Raw genomic sequence first — 16,996 nt, 5'->3', positions numbered from 1 at the left:
TGCCCCTGGATTCCCAAGATGGGCAACTCCAAAGAATAGATCCCTGCGTCTACGAGCTGATCCTCCTCATATTCGGGTACAGGCTTGTGGAGTGGTATCTCCACACAGAGGACGATGACGAGAAGACGAAGCATGTCCATACGCTAGAGAAAATTTATGAAATGAAGCCTAGCCCTGCGCAGGATTGATTCGATCGCCGCCGGCGGCTTGCTCGTGTATAGTAACCATTCTCTCCTGCAAGCTCTCCCAGACTTCTCTGGGTATTTCTCGAATCGTGATATCTCCACCCAGGAATAGCAGCCAATTTGTCATTTCAGTCAATTCATCGGAATGATGAACATGGACGAATGTCTTTAATACAGCCGTATTCTGATAAGGACTCGTGTAGGAGAGAGTCATTTTTAACGGGTGGTATTTTTTGAACTGGGCAATAGCCTTTGGACCAAGCTCCAGTACAAGGTTGCTGGCTTCCTCCTGTTTGCTTAGCTGTTCTACGATCCGTTTCTTGCTTATTCCTTTCTTCTCGGGAAAGGGGTTGACATCGGTGAGATTATCGACTGGGATTATCCGCCTTTTTTTCTCCTCTAGGTCGAAGCCCTCAATTTGCCAGGAGCTCTTCTCACGGTATAGATGCAGCAAATAGAGGGGATATGTCTTTATTTCCTTCCCTTCCCGGGCGGAAACCACCAAGCAGCTGTCCTTAAGAAGGTATTGGATAAGCCGTTCCAACATAGGATGAGGCAAATCTGACAGATCGAGCAAGTCGGGGTTGTGGGGGTTGGTTCCTTCAAACAGCAAGATTTGATTCAGCAGAACAAGATCATCTTGCTGGTTTTTCGAGATGAGTCCGAGTAATTTTTCAGCTAAAGATTGGCGGCTCTTGAGATAGGGGAGCTGTTGATTTCTTGTCGCCATGAAGGCGATAAATAGAGCTTTGATCTCATTATCAGTAAAACGGACAGCCGGCAGGACCGAGTTGTTCATGACAAAATAACCCCCGTCCCTCCCGACCTCGGCGACAAGCGGCATTCCCATTGCTTCAATTTCCCTGATATCTCGAATGGCCGTAGATCGAGAGATGTTGAATTCCCGCATGATTTCAGAAATGGTAAAGTGGGCGCGATTGTTGATGTACCGCATCATTACATTTACCCGTTCTACTTTTTTCATGGGCCCCCCTAATCAGTATCATATTTTGACATGATTTACATTTATGATAAACGTATCAAGCGAAAAGGACAATCGCTTGAACATCTATCTCAAAGAAGAGGAGCTTGAATGATGACATCGTATACCCTTGAGGAAAAAGACGGATTTACGGTTATTGGTATTGGAACAGAGCTGAAGAGCGATTACACGGATTATGCAGGCATAAACAAGGAGAAGGAAAAATTTTGGCGGGCAGTGGAGCAGGATGGAACGCTTGACGCTTTAAAGGCCGTCGCTGCGAATGACTACATCTTTGCCGTGAGCGAAGCGGTAAATCAGAAGATGATGTATTATGCCGGCGTCATGACTGAAGCATCGATACCGGGAGAACACAGAGTGATCCAATTCCCTAAGGGACCATATCTTGTCGTGAAAGGGGAAGGGAAGACGGCTGAAGAGTTGAGCAATAAGCTCACTGGCATAGCGTTCGGCCAGGTTTTACCGGCAGCTGAGAACTTTGCCTATGTTGGCGGGCCCAATGCAGCGGTTGAGATGGGACTGCGAGATGGCATCGTATTCGGGGAAATGTGGATTCCGGTTGTGAAGAAGTAAACGAGATTAGAGGAGAATTGAGGATGTCCTATAACGTTGACTTTCACAATGTGTCTACGGTTGGTCTAGAATCTTCACCGGTAGCAGAAGCGCTTGCTGGTTTACGTGCTAATGAAGCCCGTTATTTTATGAACAAATACAAGCATGAGTTCACGGTTGTACCAGCTGGCGAAAGCCAGGAGACCCTTGATTATGTGAACCGAATTCTGAAAGAAGAGCGTGATATTGGGTTTACCGCCAAAGCTTTAGAAACGTCGCGTTTTCAAGTGGATAATATCCAATTCGCTTACGTTTTTTATGAGGATGGTCTTGGGGTCAACGTCATGTATACGGTTGATGACCCTAAGAAGAGGGCTGTAGGCTTTAAGCTTTCTGAGGGGATGGAGGTCCCGAGGGAGTTAGAAGGGAAGTTTAAGTTTGCCAGGCAGAAGTCCAAGCTGGCAGGGACCATTCGAGGTTCGTTCTTTGTCATTAAAGGACAATACTGAATCTTCGGTTATGATAGAGCTAAGCCCCAATCCCCAGTGGAGAATAGGGGCTTAGCTATTTTCTAGAATGTGATAATCACATTACCTCTTTTTCGTTCGGTTTCAACATACTTGTGGGCGTCCGGCAGGAGTTCCAGAGGATACCGCCGATCAATCATGGCCTTCAGTGTTCCATTCCGTGTAAGCTCCATAAGAAATGCCAAGTTCGATTTGTTTTGCATAAGGCCAGCTGTTGCGAAGACGGCCCGTTTGCCTTTAATGAGAGAGGTCCACATCATCTGTATAACGGCAGACAGCTTGGGTACGGTAGTCAGATAAATTCCCTTGGCCGTAAGTACACGCTTGCATGCTGAGAAGGAGCGTTTGCCTACAGCATCAAATACGACATCATAAGCTTTACCCGCCTTCGTGAAATCCTCCTGGCTATAATCAATGATGAAATCTGCGCCTGCTTTTCTTACCAGATCAACGTTAGCGGCAGAGCAGACACCGGTTACTTCAGCACCGTAGTATTTGGCTATTTGCACAGCATAGATGCCCACAGCCCCCGAGGCACCATTAATGAGCACCTTCTGTCCCTTCTTCAGCTTGGCCTTATCTCTTAGAAACGTCAACGCGGTGGCCCCCCCGTCACAAACGCCGACCGCCTCTTCAAATGAGATGTTATCCGGTATAACTACAAGGGGACTATCTTCGGGAAGACATATATACTCGGCATAAGCACCGAAGCTCTTGACGCTCATCCCCAATACACGATTGCCCGCTTTAAAATGCTCGACATCCCCGCCAACCGCATCGACCTCTCCGGCTAGTTCGCAGCCTCCAACGGCAAACTTGGGTCTGGAAAGTCCATAGATCAATTTGATGATTGGGGGATCACCCTTGCGAAAAGCGCAGTCCGACGGGCCTACTGCGGCAGCTTGGATCCGAATGAGAACCTCCTTGTTACCAGGCGACGGTTTCGGAATTTCTTGCGGGACGATGACTTCCGGTTGACCATACGAGCTTTGAACCATAGCTTTCATTAGTTTCCCTCCGATTCTTTAGTGAGCTCTATATCGAACATACCAAAACCAGTTAACGGCAAATTTATATGATTCACAGTAATGGTCCTTTACAAGATGTTCCCCTGCATTAGAAAATGGATGGGAGGATGAACGAAAGAGAAGGGGATGGAGGAAAGCGGCCATGAAGGACATTTTATACAAATATATGTCGAGATGGACTTCCCTTACCGAGGAAGAACAGCAAGTCATTATGGAGCAGTTACATATCGAGCAATTCAAGAAGGGAACCGTTCTTTTTAGACAAGGAGAGGTCCCGACAAGATGTTACTTCATTCTGAAAGGCTGTGTAAGACAGTATTCAATCGATGAAGAGGGAAGAGAGACCACGTCCAATTTCTATACCGAAGAGCAGGCTATCGCTGTTTTCAACCATCACAAACCAGAGAGGTTATCCGATTACACCTTCATATGCATTGAGGATGCGGTAATGGTCGTTGGCGACCTGGAGACGGAACAGGACATGTACAACAAACACCCCCAATTGGAGACGATGACTCGCATGATGATCGAGGAGAATTTGGGCCAGGTCCAAGAGGAATTCGCTGCTTTCATCGCTTCTTCGCCTGAAGAACGCTTCAAGACGCTGCAACATAGACGCCCATTGCTCATTGACCGGGTACCCCAGCATCAATTGGCCAGTTATCTCGGTATTACGCCAGAATCACTAAGCAGAATTAAGAAGAGAATCCACCAGGCCCCCCGCTGATCCGAACACCCTATTCTTGGAACACTTGCCCCCTAGGCTCAATGGATTGATTATATTGTAACTAGGGGGAGGCTTACGTGCATTGACTTAAGTTAAGACACGAGCGGTAACCTGCGCATTTTAGTTTGTTCTCAATGTAAAAAATATTTGACACTATGTTAAAAATACTTTATGTTGTGTATGTAGTAATTTACACTGCGGGTAGAGCTCATTCTCAACTTGTCAGGTTTCGCTGACACTCCAAAGGAATATATGTTGGATCCACACGTAGGAGAGTGCTAAATATGTCGTATCAAGAAAAGAAAGCGATTGTTTCCGTGATAACGGGAACGCTATTATTGGGGTTTTATGCGGCTTACACCTACGGGAAGATTCAGTCAGGCGCGAATGCTGCAGATGATCTGCAATTCTGGGCGGGCACTATGCTCGCGTCTATCGGTATAGGGATCGTGGTTATCATTGCGAGTCAGATCATTTTTAATATTTTGTTCTCTGTGGCAGTTGCTGCACAGGTGAAGACACAGAATGGCCGTTATGATGATAAAGTTATTCAGCGGATAGTTGAGCTAGAGAACATGTCGGACGAAATGAATAAGCGGATTGAACTCAAGTCAACGAGAATTAGCTACCTCATTGTGGGATTAGGGTTTGTTGGCGCACTTATATCGCTGGTACTTGGTTACTCAAGTTCAATCATGCTGAACATCATATTCCTATCCTTCTTTTCAGCCCCGCTGCTTCAAGGAACCGCCCAATTGTATTTCTACAGAAAAGGAGTAGGAAATGGTTAAGAAGCTGCAAATAACAAACAACATCCGGAAGCTTCGATTTTTTGCCAATGAAATGACACAACAGGAATTGGCTGAAAGGGTAGGGGTTTCGAGGCAGACTATTATTTCTATTGAAGCGGGGAAGTATTCCCCTTCATTGGAACTTGCTTTCCGTATCTGTGAGATATTTGGTTTGAAGATTGAGGAAGTATTCGATTATGAAGTCCAAGAGTAGCGAATACGAGAGAGCGGGTGTGTGTTAATGAAGTCTAATAACAAGTTGGCAAGATGGGCTGGCGTGCTCTATATTTTTGGAACCGCAGCAGGCATATTGAGCACCGTAGGTACGGGAATAATGCCTGGTGCGACAGATTTACACACCTTAACCTTTGCAAATGAGAACCAGTTCATACTGGGCACACTTTTTCTATTGCTTATGGGCATCTCACTTGCGCTGATTCCGGTTGTCATCTACCCAGTAGTCAGTCAGGTTAATCAAACCTTGGCCCTAGGGTATGTAGTATTCCGCGGAGCACTTGAAACCTTCACCTACATCGTGACAGCGATTAGCTGGTTATTGCTGTTGGTCATAAATATGGAACACGCGAATACGGTGACTTCTGCAGACAGTACTGTTTATCAGAGTATGGGTTACATCCTGTCCCTTTCAAGCGAACACCTCCACTCCATAACAACAATTATCTTTAGCCTTGGTGCGCTGATGTTGTATTCTTTATTGTACCAATCCCGATTAATACCCAGATGGCTATCAGGATGGGGATTTATTGGAGGCATCATCTATCTAGTGGCAGGTGCAATGGCCTTGTATGGAACAAACTATACGGCACTTCAAATGCCGCTTGCTCTGCAGGAAATGGTTATGGCTGTATGGCTTATAATAAAAGGGTTTAATCAACCCGAAACGCACCCTCTATCTAGGAAGTGATGATCTCAAAGGTTTCTTTTTACGCCGGAGTCACTAAGCAGAATTAAGAAGAGAATCCACCAAGCCCCCTGCTGACTTGATTATCCTCCCTTGGAGTACGTCCCCCCTAAGCTGCAGTGATCATGATTGTATTGTAGCTGGGGGGTTGCTTGCGTGCATTGACTTAAGTCAAGAGACGACTGGGATTATTGACCGAGATTATCTGATGTAAAAACAATGTCGCCGTCTTCTAGCCGGAGAATGACTTTATAATCACCGTTCTTGAAGCTGTCAATCGTGCTGCCATACATAAAGGAAGTATCCTCTTCACCGAGGAGCGGTGAGGGCAGCAGTTCGTGAGGTGTGATGAGCTTGCCAATAATAGGCTTGATGCCATTGCTGTCCTTTTCTCCATATATCGTCTCTGTCTTGACAAGCAGGGCTTTGCCGTTGGTAAGCTCTAGATGGATTCGCCACAAATCCTCTGTAACATCGGTTGTATAGATTAGATCGGTCTTGCGGACAGGGGAGCCTATGGCGAAATAGTAAGTTAACAATGCAAAAATCAACAGGAGTACTGCAAATCCTGTTATCATTTTGGCTGTGGTTTTCCTTCTCACCTTTTTTAGGAAATTGATATCTTCCTTTTCTGCGTGTAAATGTGCGTGATCTATTGAAGCGGATAGCTTAGCATGAAGGGCACGGCATTTCTCACATTCCTGCAAGTGCTGCTGGATGTCATGTTCGGTTTCCGCACTGAGCAGGCCGTCTATACAGCTTGGCAAAAGATCTTGGACAATATGGCATTGGATCATTTATAACAACTCCATTATTTTTTGTTTTGCCCGGTAGAAAGTGACACGTGCCCAATTTTCACTTTTCCCAAGTATTTCACCTATCTCTGCAAAAGAAAATTCACCGGATATACGCATATGTACGATTTCCCGCATAGGCTCACTCAATTGGTGAATAGCCCGATATAAGTCCATTTTGTTGCTCTGAAACAGGTGGGCCTCCTCTGGCGACCCATTCGGCGAAGGGATATCCTCGTCCAGCTCTTGGGTTGAACGCCTTTTTTTCTTTTCAAGCTCCTGGTACCACACATGCTTGGCGATCTGGCACAGCCAAACACTTATTTTGCATGAGCCGTTATAGGTATGAATCGAGTATACAGCGCGGTAAAATGTTTCCTCCGTTAACTCCTCGGCCAAATCTTCATCATGGGTAAGACTCAGCAAATACCGGTAGACACTTTTTGCGTAGTTTTTATAGACATCTTCTATATCCTCGGCCACTTTCTCACTCCCTCCGACTATATATCCGATAAATATATAATTCGTTACAGTTGATTTGAAGTTCTGTTTAGGCTATTTGCGCAAAGACAGAAGAATGGATTAAGATTAGATTAATGGTTAGGCCAACGAAGTTATAAATTTGTTAGCAATTGGGTTCTCAAACATGGCTTCCTGCATGAAGTATATAACAGACAAAGAAGGTACAACGAATGAATAAGTCGGAGATAGGGAAGTTATCGATCTTTGCCATTACATGGCCGATTTTTGTTGAGTTTGCGCTTCAGATGCTGATGCGCACGACGGGTACGCTGATGCTGAGCAGGGTATCGGACGATGCCGTCGCTTCTGTCGGCGTTGCAAACCAGATTATCATGTTTGCCATTCTGACCTTTAATTTTATCGCAGTAGGGTCTGCTGTCGTTATCTCGCAATACCTTGGAGCCAAGAAGAGTACAGAGGAAATCAATAGTGTTGTCGGCTCTTCCCTTGGGATTAATGTTGTATCTGGTATTATAATGAGCCTGGGTGTGGTCATGTTCAGCGGAACGCTGCTGAATGTTTTCGGCTTACAGCCGGAATTGTTTACTATGGCTCAGGAGTTCCTATACATTGTTGGCGGCGCGCTCATCTTGCAGGCCTTGATTACGGTTACGGTAGCGATTATCCAATCTCATGGCCAGACCAGGTATACGATGGCTGTGACGCTTGGCATGAATGTCGTCAACATTGCCTGTATCTATCTGTTTGTCTTTGGCCCCTTCGGCATTCCGAAGCTTGGCGTGTTAGGCGTTGCCTTATCGACCGTCATCAGTCAGCTGCTGGCTTTGATTGCTCACTTGTACGTCCTGCGCAGAATCGTTGGCGTAAGGATTGGGATCGGGCATCTGACGAAATGGAAGCTTGAGCATGTGGCCAAGGTGCTGCGAATTGGGGTTCCTTCTTCTATGGTCAATATCTCTTATAACGCCAGCCAGTTTGTGACGACGGCGTTCGTGTCCTCCCTGGGAGCGCAGATGCTCACAACGAAAATCTACACACAGAACATTATTTTTATTGTGATGATTATAGGGATTGCTATGGGTCGAGGGTTACAGATTGTTGTTGGTCACCTGATTGGGGCGGGACAGATAGAGGAAGCTTATAAGCAGACATTCTCCACGCTTAAGGCCAGCCTAGTCATATCGTTGGCAGGTGTGGCGCTGATATGTCTTTTCCGCGTTCCCCTGCTGGATCTCTTCACCGATTCCTCGGACATTATTCGCATGGGATCTGCACTGCTGCTATTGGGCTTCCTGCTGGAGCCGGGAAGGAACTTCAATATCTTGTTTGAACGGGCGTTGCAGGCAGCTGGCGATGCGCGGTTTCCGATGATTTCCGCCCTGCTGGTCATGTGGCTGTTCAGTGTTCCTCTAACCTACTACCTGGGCATCCATTTGGGCTTTGGCTTGGTTGGAATCTGGGCGGCATTTATTCTGGATGAGTGGGTGCGCGGCGCAGTTCTGTATGTGCGCTGGAAGAGCAGAGTCTGGGAGAAGAAAGCCCTGGTCAAGCAGCAAGAAGAAGCTGTTAGTGGGTAACGTTAGCTAGGATAGTTCCAATAGTTACCTTTTAGTCTGTATTCATATACAGGCTATTTTTTTGCCCATTTTCCAGTGGTAGCAGGTATGGACTCTAGGAATCACACGTTAAGCGGGGTGTACTGTTTACCGAACAAGTAAAGTAGAAGAAGCGGCAAGAAACGCCTGCTTAGGTGTTTGACAGCGTAGAGATATAATGGTAAAGTCGTTAATGAGAATGATAATCATTATAGATTAGGGGTGCAGAGGAATGAAAAAAACATTATGGATGTCATGTGTTATCTTAATTTCATGCGTAATTCTTGCAGGCTGCGGCAGCAACAATGCTAGCTCTGTAGCAAGCAGCAAGAGTAATAATGCGGGAAATACTACAACGAATCAACCCGCGGCAAGTGAAGCAGCGACAGTAAGTTATGAAACGACTGCGGGTGCGGTTGAAATCCCGGCAGATCCACAACGAATTATAGTACTTAGCGGTTCCTATGCAGGACATGCCCTTTTCCTGGGGGCGCCAGTAATAGCCATTGATTCTTTTACATACGAAAATCCACTGATGGCCGATTATATAGATGGAGTCCAACAAGTAAGCGCCGAAAATTTAGAACAGATTATTGAATTGGACCCTGATCTTATCATTACGGATGATTATGCAACGAACATTGAGCAGCTAAATAATATAGCACCCACGCTTGGTCTTACGTACTCTTCACAAGATTATCTGACACGCGTATTAGAAATCGGCAAGATTGTGAACAAGCAGAAGGAGGCGGAAGACTGGGTGGCTGATTTTAAAGCTCGTGCGGTTAAAGCAGGTGAAGAGGTTCGAGCTAAGCTCGGCGATGACACTACTGTAACTGTAATTGAGAGCTGGGATAAGGAGCTTTACGTATTCGGGGACAATTATGCTCGTGGAACGGAAATCTTGTATGATGCAATGGGCCTGAAGAGATCAGAAGGTGTTGAAAAGTTTGTTGCCAAAGAAGGGTATTCAGCTATTTCACCAGAGGTTCTGCCTGAGCTTGGCGGCGATTACATCGTATTCAGCAAGTCTGCAGGAGCCGACAATTCCTTCCTTGAGACGGAAACCTATAAAAATATTGAAGCTGTTAAAAATAATCGTGTCTTAACCGCTGACGCAGCCCAGTTCTACTTTAACGATCCGATTACGCTTGAATACCAGCTGCAATTTTTTCTTGATGGATTTTTAGGGAATTAAGGCATGCGAAGTCGTCCTCTTCTGTTTACGGCAACAGTCAGTGGATTGCTTGCTCTGCTCAGCATAACGTTAATCTTATCTATTATTCTAGGCGCAAGAGATGTATCCCTCATAAATGTGTATAGAGCTTTACTGACGAATATCGTAAATGATCAAACCTTAGTCATCAGAGAGATACGATTACCAAGAGAGCTGGCAGCCCTGTTTGTGGGGGCTGCTCTTGCTGTAGCGGGAGCAATTATGCAAGGAATGACAAGGAATCCCCTTGCTGATCCAGGATTATTAGGATTAACGGCAGGAGCGAACTTGGGCCTTGCTCTTGTCATGGCGTTCGCAGGGCAGTTGTCATTCATGATCACTATTATAGCCTGTTTTGTTGGAGCAGCGGTCGGGGCGGGTCTTGTGTTTGGCATAGGATCTATGAAAAAAGGCGGATTGTCACCTGTACGGCTAGTACTGGCTGGCTCTGCTGTATCAGCATTCCTGTATGCTATCTCTGAAGGAGTAGCCATAAATTTCAAAGTGGTTAAAAATGTATCCATGTGGACTTCAGGAGGTTTTGTTGGCAGCAGCTGGAACCAATTATCTCTGCTTATTCCAATCGTTGTCGTTGGAATAACGCTTGCGATTCTATTTTCCAAGCAGGTTACGATACTTAGTTTAAGTGAAGATGTAGCTTCCGGACTGGGACTAAACACCCTGTTGAGTAAAGCTATCTTATTTGTATTAGTGACTATGCTTGCAGGGGTGTCTGTTGCATTGGCGGGTAACTTTGTTTTTGTAGGTCTAATGATTCCGCACGTAGCAAGAAGACTCGTTGGCACTGATTATACAAGGATTATCCCTGTCTCTGCTATTTTGGGGGCTATATTTATGCTCGGGGCAGATACAATTGCGCGCGTCATCAACGCTCCTTTTGAAACCTCAGTTGTGGCAATCGTTGCTATTCTAGGCATCCCTTTCTTCTTGTTCATTGTGAATAGAGGGGGCAGGACGGTATGAGTACATTCGTTTTAAGAAAAAGAAAGTTGGCTGGAGCTATACTTATATTATTCACCTTGATTGTTCTTACGTTTATTCTAGGTTCAGCTGTTGGACATGCTTCATTGTCCTGGGGTCGGATGCTGCCTGCAATCATGGGTGATGGCACGATGAAAGAACATATAATCTTGTATAATATTCGCTTTCCACGGATGCTTATTACTTTATTGGCAGGGATGGCCCTAGCGTTATCGGGAGCCATTATGCAAGCTGTTACCAGAAACGATCTTGCAGAACCTGGTCTCGTAGGTATTAACGCTGGAGCGGGCGCGGCGATCGCTCTGTACTACTTATTTGCCCCTGTTGGAGAGGGATATGCCATCATATTTCCCTTGGTTGCTTTCATCGGCGGGCTTATGACCGCTGCGACAATATATCTCTTTTCTTATCAGCGCAAGGTTGGTTTCAACCCGTTAAATCTTGTCCTTACAGGCGTAGGCTTTTCGATGGCATTATCGGGGTTGATGATTGTGCTAATCTCTTCAGCAGACCGCGAGAAGGTTCAATTCATAAGCAAATGGCTGGCAGGCAACATATGGGGAACCGATTGGCCGTATATCTTGGCATTGCTCCCATGGCTTATTATATGTATCCCGTTCGTCTTTTATAAAATGAGGACACTGAATGTGTTAAGTCTGGACGAGGCTGTTTCTGTAGGGGTAGGAGTAAGCCTGCAAAAAGAAAGGTTACAGCTCATAATCGCTGCAGTGGCCCTGGCATCGGCGGCAGTATCGGTCACCGGAGGGATCTCCTTCATTGGCTTGATGGCACCCCATATTGCGAAGTCACTAGTTGGCCCCAGATCGCAAGCATTTATGCCTGTATCGATCTTGCTTGGCGGCTGGCTGCTATTAATCGCTGACTTTATCGGAAGAAATGTTGCATATCCGGAAGGCTTGTCGGCAGGGATCGTTGTCGCCCTGATCGGCGCACCTTACTTTGTATACTTGCTGCACCGTTCAATGAAGTAACGTGATTGTGATGCAATCAATGAGAGGATGGGTTTAGTGCAGGCCACCCGGGCGGGATGGCCCTCTTTGCTGAACACTGTGCCGTATCGGTTAGACTCCGATCAGGAACTACCGATACGGCATTTCCATCTGCCCCCACTTTGGTGTCCGCATATATTGTTCTTGACAAGGCAAGCTACTCTGCAATACTATATACCTGTAGTCGTTATTACTAAGTACCGATGTTGCAGAGTACCGAACAATACTGGAGTAAGTGAGGGATAAGCTTGGAGAATATTACTGAAATGCTGAAAGGGGTGCTTGAGGGTTGTGTGCTTGAGATCATCAGCCGCGGCGAAACGTACGGCTATGAAATCACGCACCAGCTGCGAGAACTTGGCTTCACGGATGTGGTTGAAGGAACAGTCTATACGATTACCATGCGGCTTGAGAAAAACAACTGGGTAGACATCGAGAGAAGGCCATCCACTATGGGACCGCCAAGGAAGTTTTATACACTAAATGCAGCGGGTCAAGAAGAGCTGAAAGCTTTTTGGAGAAAGTGGGATTTCGTCTCAAGCAAAATTAACGAACTCAAGGCCAAATAAAATAAAAAGGAGTGCAGCAAAATGAATTTTATCGAGAAAATTATCGGAAGTATGGATGACAAGCGGGAATGGAAGGCGATGGAGACGCGTGCGAAATCACTTCCTAGCGAGTACCGCAGCGCTTATAACGCGATCAAAGAATATATATGGACCTCTGGGGGTGCCACGGACTGGAAGGACATCAGCCGGATCTTTAACGGCATTCTGGACCTCTTTGAGGAAGGTGCAGCAAGCGGCAAGACAGTTACAGACCTGATCGGCGAGGACGCAGCCAGTTTTTGTGATGAACTAGTGAAGGACGCAAAGACTTGGAAGGATAAAAACCGCCAGAAGTTGAATGATAAGATCAGCCGCGACTAAACGACCGAAAATACTGCTAATTAGCGAATAAAAAAATCACAAGTATCTCTGCCTGAATAGCTGGTTGCCAATGTAATCAGAGCCTAACTATTCAGTTTATTTTTACCTAAGTAGTAAGTGTCACGGAATACCAGTAATACTAAGTAGGTGAAAGATGAATCTATCTCGAGCACTTCTAAGGAGGAAACAGAGCATGGGTAATGCAGTGATTTCTGTAAAAGGGCTGAAAAAATCCTTTAAAAACAAGGAAGTCTTAAAGGGAGTAGATTTTGCGGTGCGGCGCGGCGAGATTTTTGCACTGCTGGGCTCCAATGGGGCGGGTAAGACTACGACGGTCAATATCCTCTCGACATTGACGAAGCCAGATGGCGGAGAAGCGGATATATGCGGCTTTGACGTTCAGCGCCAACCGGATCATGTGCGCCAGAGCATCAGCCTTACAGGACAGTTTGCAGCCTTAGACGGCATGCTGACCGGGCGGGAAAACCTGATGTTAATCGCCAAGCTGCGGGCAGTTGCCAATCCCGCTCAAGTCACCGACAATCTGCTTGCAAGATTCAGCCTGAACGATGCGGCTAACCGTCGCGCGGACAGTTACTCTGGCGGAATGAAGCGCCGGCTGGACATCGCCATGAGCCTGATTGGAACGCCGGCAGTTATTTTTCTCGACGAACCGACTACAGGGCTTGACCCCGAAGCGCGGATTGAAGTCTGGGCTGCCGTCAAGGAGCTTGCCGGGGGTGGCACGACTATATTGTTGACGACCCAGTACCTGGAGGAAGCCGAACAACTGGCGGATCGTATTGCCATCCTGCATGACGGGAGAATCATCACGACAGGTACCCTCCCCGAACTCAAGGCGATGTTCCCGCCGGCAGAAGTGGAATACATCGAGAAGCAGCCAACATTGGAGGAAATTTTCCTTGCCATCATCGGCAAAAAGGGGGAGCTGTAAGTGAAAGGTAAAACAGGGGTTTTGTTAGGCCGTTTAATGCGGAATATTATGCGCAGTCCGGATACAATTATCACGGTAGCCATTACGCCAATTATGATGATGCTGCTGTTTGTCTACGTATTTGGCGGCGCTATAGAGACAGGCACGGATAACTACGTCAATTATCTGCTGCCGGGAATATTGCTCATTACCATTGCATCCGGCGTCGCTTATACTTCCTTGCGGCTCTTTACGGATGTAAAAGGCGGGGTGATGGCGCGGTTCATTACGATGCCCATTAAACGTTCGTCGGTATTGTGGGCTCATGTATGGACCTCACTTGTTTCCAACGCGCTTACGGTCGTGGTCATGATCCTGGTAGCGCTCTTGATGGGCTTCCGTTCCAACGCTGATATCTTGGATTGGCTCGCGGTAATCGGAATACTCACGCTGTTTACATTGGCGCTGACATGGCTGGCGGTCATCCCGGGACTGACAGCAGGGTCTATGGAAGGGGCGACAGCATATTCGTATCCACTGATTTTCCTGCCGTTTATCAGCTCAGCTTTTGTCCCCACCGAGTCCATGCCAGGCATTGTTCGTGCGTTTGCTGAGAATCAGCCCGTGACTTCCATTGTAAATTCAATTCGTGCCCTCTTGCATGATGGGCCTGTTGGCAGCGAGATCTGGACCGCGCTTGCTTGGTGCGCCGGTATTATGATCATCGCTTACTTCGTTGCCAATAGAGTCTTTCAACGCCAGTTAGGGTAGTAAACCCCCAAGGTATTTTGAAAATAGCACCAACACAGTATTAGACTAATTCGGTGCTATTTTTCCTCTTACTCTCGTTTTACTTGTTAAAGAAAAGACTGCACATACCAGGGAAATGATGGTAAGGATGCCGCCGAACCAAGCTGCATGGATAACACTTCCGGTTTGGCTTAACACAATACCACCAAATGCTGACCCGAGAGAAATACCAATTTGTAATGCGGAGTTATTAAAGCTCTGCTGAATATCTGATGTAGCAGGATCTGCTTGAATCAGGTAGCTCTGCAGCGGCGGAGCCAGACTCCAGCTTAGGGCTGCCCAGATCATCATGAACGGTATGAATACAACAAGTGAGAAAGTAGTTAGCGGTATGACGAACAGCACAACGGCAAATAAAGTGATGACGGTAATAATGCTTTTTGGAGCACCGATAGAATCTGAAAGGATGCCTCCGAATGCTCCGCCGCTTACCGCTGCAATCCCAAATAATAGATAACATATGCTGATCCAATTGGAATTCAGATGAAGCTGCGTTTCCAAGAAGGGGGTGAAATACGCATAAAGCGTATAATGCCCCGCCAGCATAAACATGGTTGCAAGATGTGCGCTGCCTAGTTTAAAGCTGCTCACGGCCTTTAACTGCTGTGAAAGCGGCATTGTATTTTCCCCGGGAAGCCGCTCCAAAAAGATGGAGATAAGCACAAAAGAACCTATTGATAAAACAGCGATCCCAAGAAAGATAATGCGCCAGCCAAATTTATCGGAAATCAGAATTCCCAGCGGCACGCCCATGACAAGCGACGAGCTAATGCCCATATAAATGAGACCCAGAGCCTTTGCCCGGTGTGCTGGTGATACAACTTTTGCAGCTATGGTCAAGGACAGGACAACGATCAGTGCTGTACTCATAGCGGTTACAACCCTTGCAATCATCATAAAGGTAAAATCCGGACTGAAATAGGTCAAGATATTCCCAACGAAGAAAACAGCCAAGGATATGAGATATAACTTTTTTCGCTCCATTTTGCTAGTCATCACTAGTAACACAGGACCGGAAACCGCATAAATAAGGGCGAAAACCGTGATGAGCTGTCCGGCAGAGCTTAAAGAGATATTTAACTCGTTTGCGATAGTCGGGAGTATTCCGCCAATAATTAACTCAACCAGTCCAACGGCTACAGCTGATAAGGCGAGTATAAACACTTTTACATTCATATTCTGCTTTACGTCCTTCCTAATAAAAAATAAAGAATATTTGTAAAATAAAAAATCCTGATTACAAAAAATGAACGAATCATTTTCTGTAATCAGGATTTTATGGTTCCTGGTAGAGACCCTCAAGCCATATTCTGAGGTTATACAGGTAAAATTATTTTATTAACGGGCACTTTGAACAGTTTACTCGCTATCATCGAATATTTCAAGTATGACATTGTAACAAAATGTTTTCGAAAACCTTTTCTTGGGGAGCAGAAATATTATTCAATTCGTTAACATGACGCCTATGGTCGATGTTCTTGCTACAACAGCGCTTGGCATTGTTATTTATGGTTACCAGGTTTGGCAGGAGGATATATTTAAACACAAAAATTAAGACAGGTAGCGGTTGTGATCGTTTTAATACCAGATTACGGAACATAATTGGGCTTGTTGTGTTTAGTCCGCATGAATACATTCCCGAATGGCTTGGATCACGAGATCTGGCTCTGTTAACTGAGGAAAATGCCCGCTGCGGGAAGCCCAAATCTGCTTGCTGTGCTTGCTTAGCTGCAAAAAGTCTAATTGGTTCTTCCTCCGTATTTCAAAGGCATGTTCAGGCATAAACGGAGGCTTTTTCTTACCTGACACCACGAAGAGAGGCTTGTCGGGGAAGGTGCGGGCCTGTTCAATTTGTTTGGCAGTCTCTTGTACGAAATGGACTTCATCCCACTTACGGGAGGGGGAAAAGACATCAAAGATGCTCAGCAAACGGTTGAGAATCCGAATCGGAGCAGGCTGTGTATCATTAATCGCCAAATCCTGTGGGTGACTGGATTCTAAGAGGACAACACCTGTGACCTGCTCTGGAAATTGACGGGCAAAAAAGTTGGCGTACAATCCACCTAAGGAATGCCCGACAAGAATATAAGGGGGAGATACTCCTACATCATCGAGGAGTTGTTTCAGAGAGGTGACGATCGCTGTTCCATCCTGGGGATGGGTCGGTTTACTGCTGCCGCCAACTCCCAAACGGTTATAGGCCATAATTGTGAACTCATCTGCCAATTCGTGAAATACTCTGTACCAACCCTCAATAGGGCCGCTCCCGCCATTAATCAGGATGATTGCTGGCGAGTTCTTAACAGACAGAGAGTATTCAAACGTTCCATTAACGGTTTTTATTTTCTTTTTTTCGAAACGTTTCATTATTCACCTCTTCATATTGGCATACTCATCTCCTCTTACGAATTCGATACTCGGCGGTTTCAATAATTGAGCCCATCCTGTAAACTTGTCGTTTGGTGCGAGAAGAATCCCCTGCTTCATG

The 16,996-nt window shown here is 46.1% G+C and carries 20 protein-coding genes, 1 pseudogene and 1 riboswitch; of the genes and pseudogenes, 15 read left to right on the top strand and 6 right to left on the bottom strand.

The features are described 5' to 3' along the window. Nucleotides 1–38 precede the first annotated feature (38 nt). Nucleotides 39–188 (top strand): annotated as a pseudogene (locus tag L1N82_RS12715) (aminoglycoside phosphotransferase family protein); the annotation flags it as partial. Here the strand turns inward: L1N82_RS12715 and L1N82_RS12710 are convergent. Beyond that, nucleotides 169–1,170 carry a helix-turn-helix transcriptional regulator gene (locus L1N82_RS12710; RefSeq protein WP_235287753.1) on the bottom strand — a complete coding sequence of 334 codons (1,002 nt, stop codon included), beginning with the start codon at nucleotides 1,168–1,170 and terminating at the stop codon, nucleotides 169–171. The pseudogene L1N82_RS12715 and the gene L1N82_RS12710 overlap by 20 nt on opposite strands. A gap of 111 nt (nucleotides 1,171–1,281) precedes the next feature. Between L1N82_RS12710 and L1N82_RS12705 the strand changes: the two genes are divergently transcribed. Then, a complete protein-coding gene (locus L1N82_RS12705) occupies nucleotides 1,282–1,761 on the top strand; it encodes a GyrI-like domain-containing protein (protein ID WP_235287752.1) in 480 nt (159 codons plus the stop codon). A gap of 23 nt (nucleotides 1,762–1,784) precedes the next feature. Beyond that, nucleotides 1,785–2,249, top strand: coding sequence for a phage tail protein (locus L1N82_RS12700; RefSeq protein WP_235287751.1), 465 nt, complete (start codon nucleotides 1,785–1,787; stop codon nucleotides 2,247–2,249). Nucleotides 2,250–2,311: 62 nt separating this feature from the next. Here the strand turns inward: L1N82_RS12700 and L1N82_RS12695 are convergent, their stop codons facing one another. Beyond that, on the bottom strand, nucleotides 2,312–3,274 hold the full coding sequence (locus tag L1N82_RS12695) for an NAD(P)-dependent alcohol dehydrogenase (protein WP_235287750.1): 963 nt from the start codon (nucleotides 3,272–3,274) through the stop codon (nucleotides 2,312–2,314). A gap of 163 nt (nucleotides 3,275–3,437) precedes the next feature. Between L1N82_RS12695 and L1N82_RS12690 the strand changes: the two genes are divergently transcribed. From L1N82_RS12690 to L1N82_RS12675, 4 genes are all read left to right on the top strand, one after another. Next, nucleotides 3,438–4,022, top strand: coding sequence for a Crp/Fnr family transcriptional regulator (locus tag L1N82_RS12690; RefSeq protein ID WP_235287749.1), 585 nt, complete (start codon nucleotides 3,438–3,440; stop codon nucleotides 4,020–4,022). A gap of 284 nt (nucleotides 4,023–4,306) precedes the next feature. Then, nucleotides 4,307–4,813 carry a hypothetical protein gene (locus L1N82_RS12685; protein ID WP_235287748.1) on the top strand — a complete coding sequence of 169 codons (507 nt, stop codon included), beginning with the start codon at nucleotides 4,307–4,309 and terminating at the stop codon, nucleotides 4,811–4,813. Further along, nucleotides 4,806–5,027, top strand: coding sequence for a helix-turn-helix transcriptional regulator (locus tag L1N82_RS12680; RefSeq protein WP_235287747.1), 222 nt, complete (start codon nucleotides 4,806–4,808; stop codon nucleotides 5,025–5,027). Before L1N82_RS12685 ends, L1N82_RS12680 begins: the two co-directional genes overlap by 8 nt. A 27-nt stretch (nucleotides 5,028–5,054) precedes the next feature. Then, nucleotides 5,055–5,738 (top strand): DUF4386 domain-containing protein, encoded by a 684-nt coding sequence (locus L1N82_RS12675; RefSeq protein WP_235287746.1) that lies wholly within the window; start codon nucleotides 5,055–5,057, stop codon nucleotides 5,736–5,738. Between the two features lie 185 nt (nucleotides 5,739–5,923). On the opposite strand, the gene L1N82_RS12670 is transcribed toward L1N82_RS12675, so the two are convergent. Further along, nucleotides 5,924–6,532 (bottom strand): zf-HC2 domain-containing protein, encoded by a 609-nt coding sequence (locus L1N82_RS12670; RefSeq protein ID WP_235287745.1) that lies wholly within the window; start codon nucleotides 6,530–6,532, stop codon nucleotides 5,924–5,926. Further along, entirely contained in the window at nucleotides 6,533–7,012 is a 480-nt protein-coding gene (locus L1N82_RS12665; protein ID WP_235287744.1) for an RNA polymerase sigma factor, read from the bottom strand. Nucleotides 7,013–7,221: 209 nt separating this feature from the next. On the opposite strand from L1N82_RS12665, the gene L1N82_RS12660 reads away from it, so the two are divergent. The 8 genes from L1N82_RS12660 to L1N82_RS12625 all read left to right on the top strand — a co-directional run bounded on the left by L1N82_RS12660 (nucleotide 7,222) and on the right by L1N82_RS12625 (nucleotide 14,469). Next, on the top strand, nucleotides 7,222–8,589 hold the full coding sequence (locus L1N82_RS12660) for an MATE family efflux transporter (protein ID WP_235287743.1): 1,368 nt from the start codon (nucleotides 7,222–7,224) through the stop codon (nucleotides 8,587–8,589). A 250-nt stretch (nucleotides 8,590–8,839) separates the two neighbouring features. Then, nucleotides 8,840–9,805 (top strand): iron-hydroxamate ABC transporter substrate-binding protein, encoded by a 966-nt coding sequence (locus L1N82_RS12655; protein ID WP_235287742.1) that lies wholly within the window; start codon nucleotides 8,840–8,842, stop codon nucleotides 9,803–9,805. Between the two features lie 3 nt (nucleotides 9,806–9,808). Continuing rightward, nucleotides 9,809–10,807, top strand: a complete 999-nt coding sequence (locus L1N82_RS12650) for a FecCD family ABC transporter permease (protein WP_235287741.1) — start codon at nucleotides 9,809–9,811, stop codon at nucleotides 10,805–10,807. Beyond that, on the top strand, nucleotides 10,804–11,817 hold the full coding sequence (locus L1N82_RS12645; RefSeq protein WP_235287740.1) for a FecCD family ABC transporter permease: 1,014 nt from the start codon (nucleotides 10,804–10,806) through the stop codon (nucleotides 11,815–11,817). The genes L1N82_RS12650 and L1N82_RS12645 overlap by 4 nt, the downstream gene beginning before the upstream one ends. Nucleotides 11,818–12,083: 266 nt before the next feature. Further along, a complete protein-coding gene (locus L1N82_RS12640; protein ID WP_235287739.1) occupies nucleotides 12,084–12,404 on the top strand; it encodes a PadR family transcriptional regulator in 321 nt (106 codons plus the stop codon). Nucleotides 12,405–12,425: 21 nt separating this feature from the next. Further along, nucleotides 12,426–12,764, top strand: a complete 339-nt coding sequence (locus tag L1N82_RS12635) for a DUF1048 domain-containing protein (RefSeq protein WP_235287738.1) — start codon at nucleotides 12,426–12,428, stop codon at nucleotides 12,762–12,764. A 193-nt stretch (nucleotides 12,765–12,957) separates the two neighbouring features. Next, nucleotides 12,958–13,719, top strand: a complete 762-nt coding sequence (locus tag L1N82_RS12630) for an ABC transporter ATP-binding protein (protein ID WP_235287737.1) — start codon at nucleotides 12,958–12,960, stop codon at nucleotides 13,717–13,719. Continuing rightward, nucleotides 13,720–14,469 carry an ABC transporter permease gene (locus tag L1N82_RS12625; protein ID WP_235287736.1) on the top strand — a complete coding sequence of 250 codons (750 nt, stop codon included), beginning with the start codon at nucleotides 13,720–13,722 and terminating at the stop codon, nucleotides 14,467–14,469. A gap of 45 nt (nucleotides 14,470–14,514) precedes the next feature. Here the strand turns inward: L1N82_RS12625 and L1N82_RS12620 are convergent, their stop codons facing one another. Together L1N82_RS12620 and L1N82_RS12615 are read right to left on the bottom strand one after the other, a co-directional pair. Further along, a complete protein-coding gene (locus tag L1N82_RS12620; protein WP_235287735.1) occupies nucleotides 14,515–15,684 on the bottom strand; it encodes an MFS transporter in 1,170 nt (389 codons plus the stop codon). A 69-nt stretch (nucleotides 15,685–15,753) separates the two neighbouring features. Then, nucleotides 15,754–15,852: riboswitch (purine riboswitch) on the bottom strand. Nucleotides 15,853–16,125: 273 nt separating this feature from the next. Next, entirely contained in the window at nucleotides 16,126–16,875 is a 750-nt protein-coding gene (locus L1N82_RS12615) for an alpha/beta fold hydrolase (RefSeq protein WP_235287734.1), read from the bottom strand. Nucleotides 16,876–16,996: the final 121 nt, after the last annotated feature.

It is taken from the genome of Paenibacillus tarimensis, from assembly GCF_021532315.1.
Taxonomy (GTDB): Bacteria; Bacillota; Bacilli; order Paenibacillales; family Paenibacillaceae; genus Paenibacillus_I; species Paenibacillus_I tarimensis.
The sequence above is the reverse complement of the archived record's forward strand: the minus strand, read 5'-3'. Positions and strand labels throughout refer to the sequence as shown.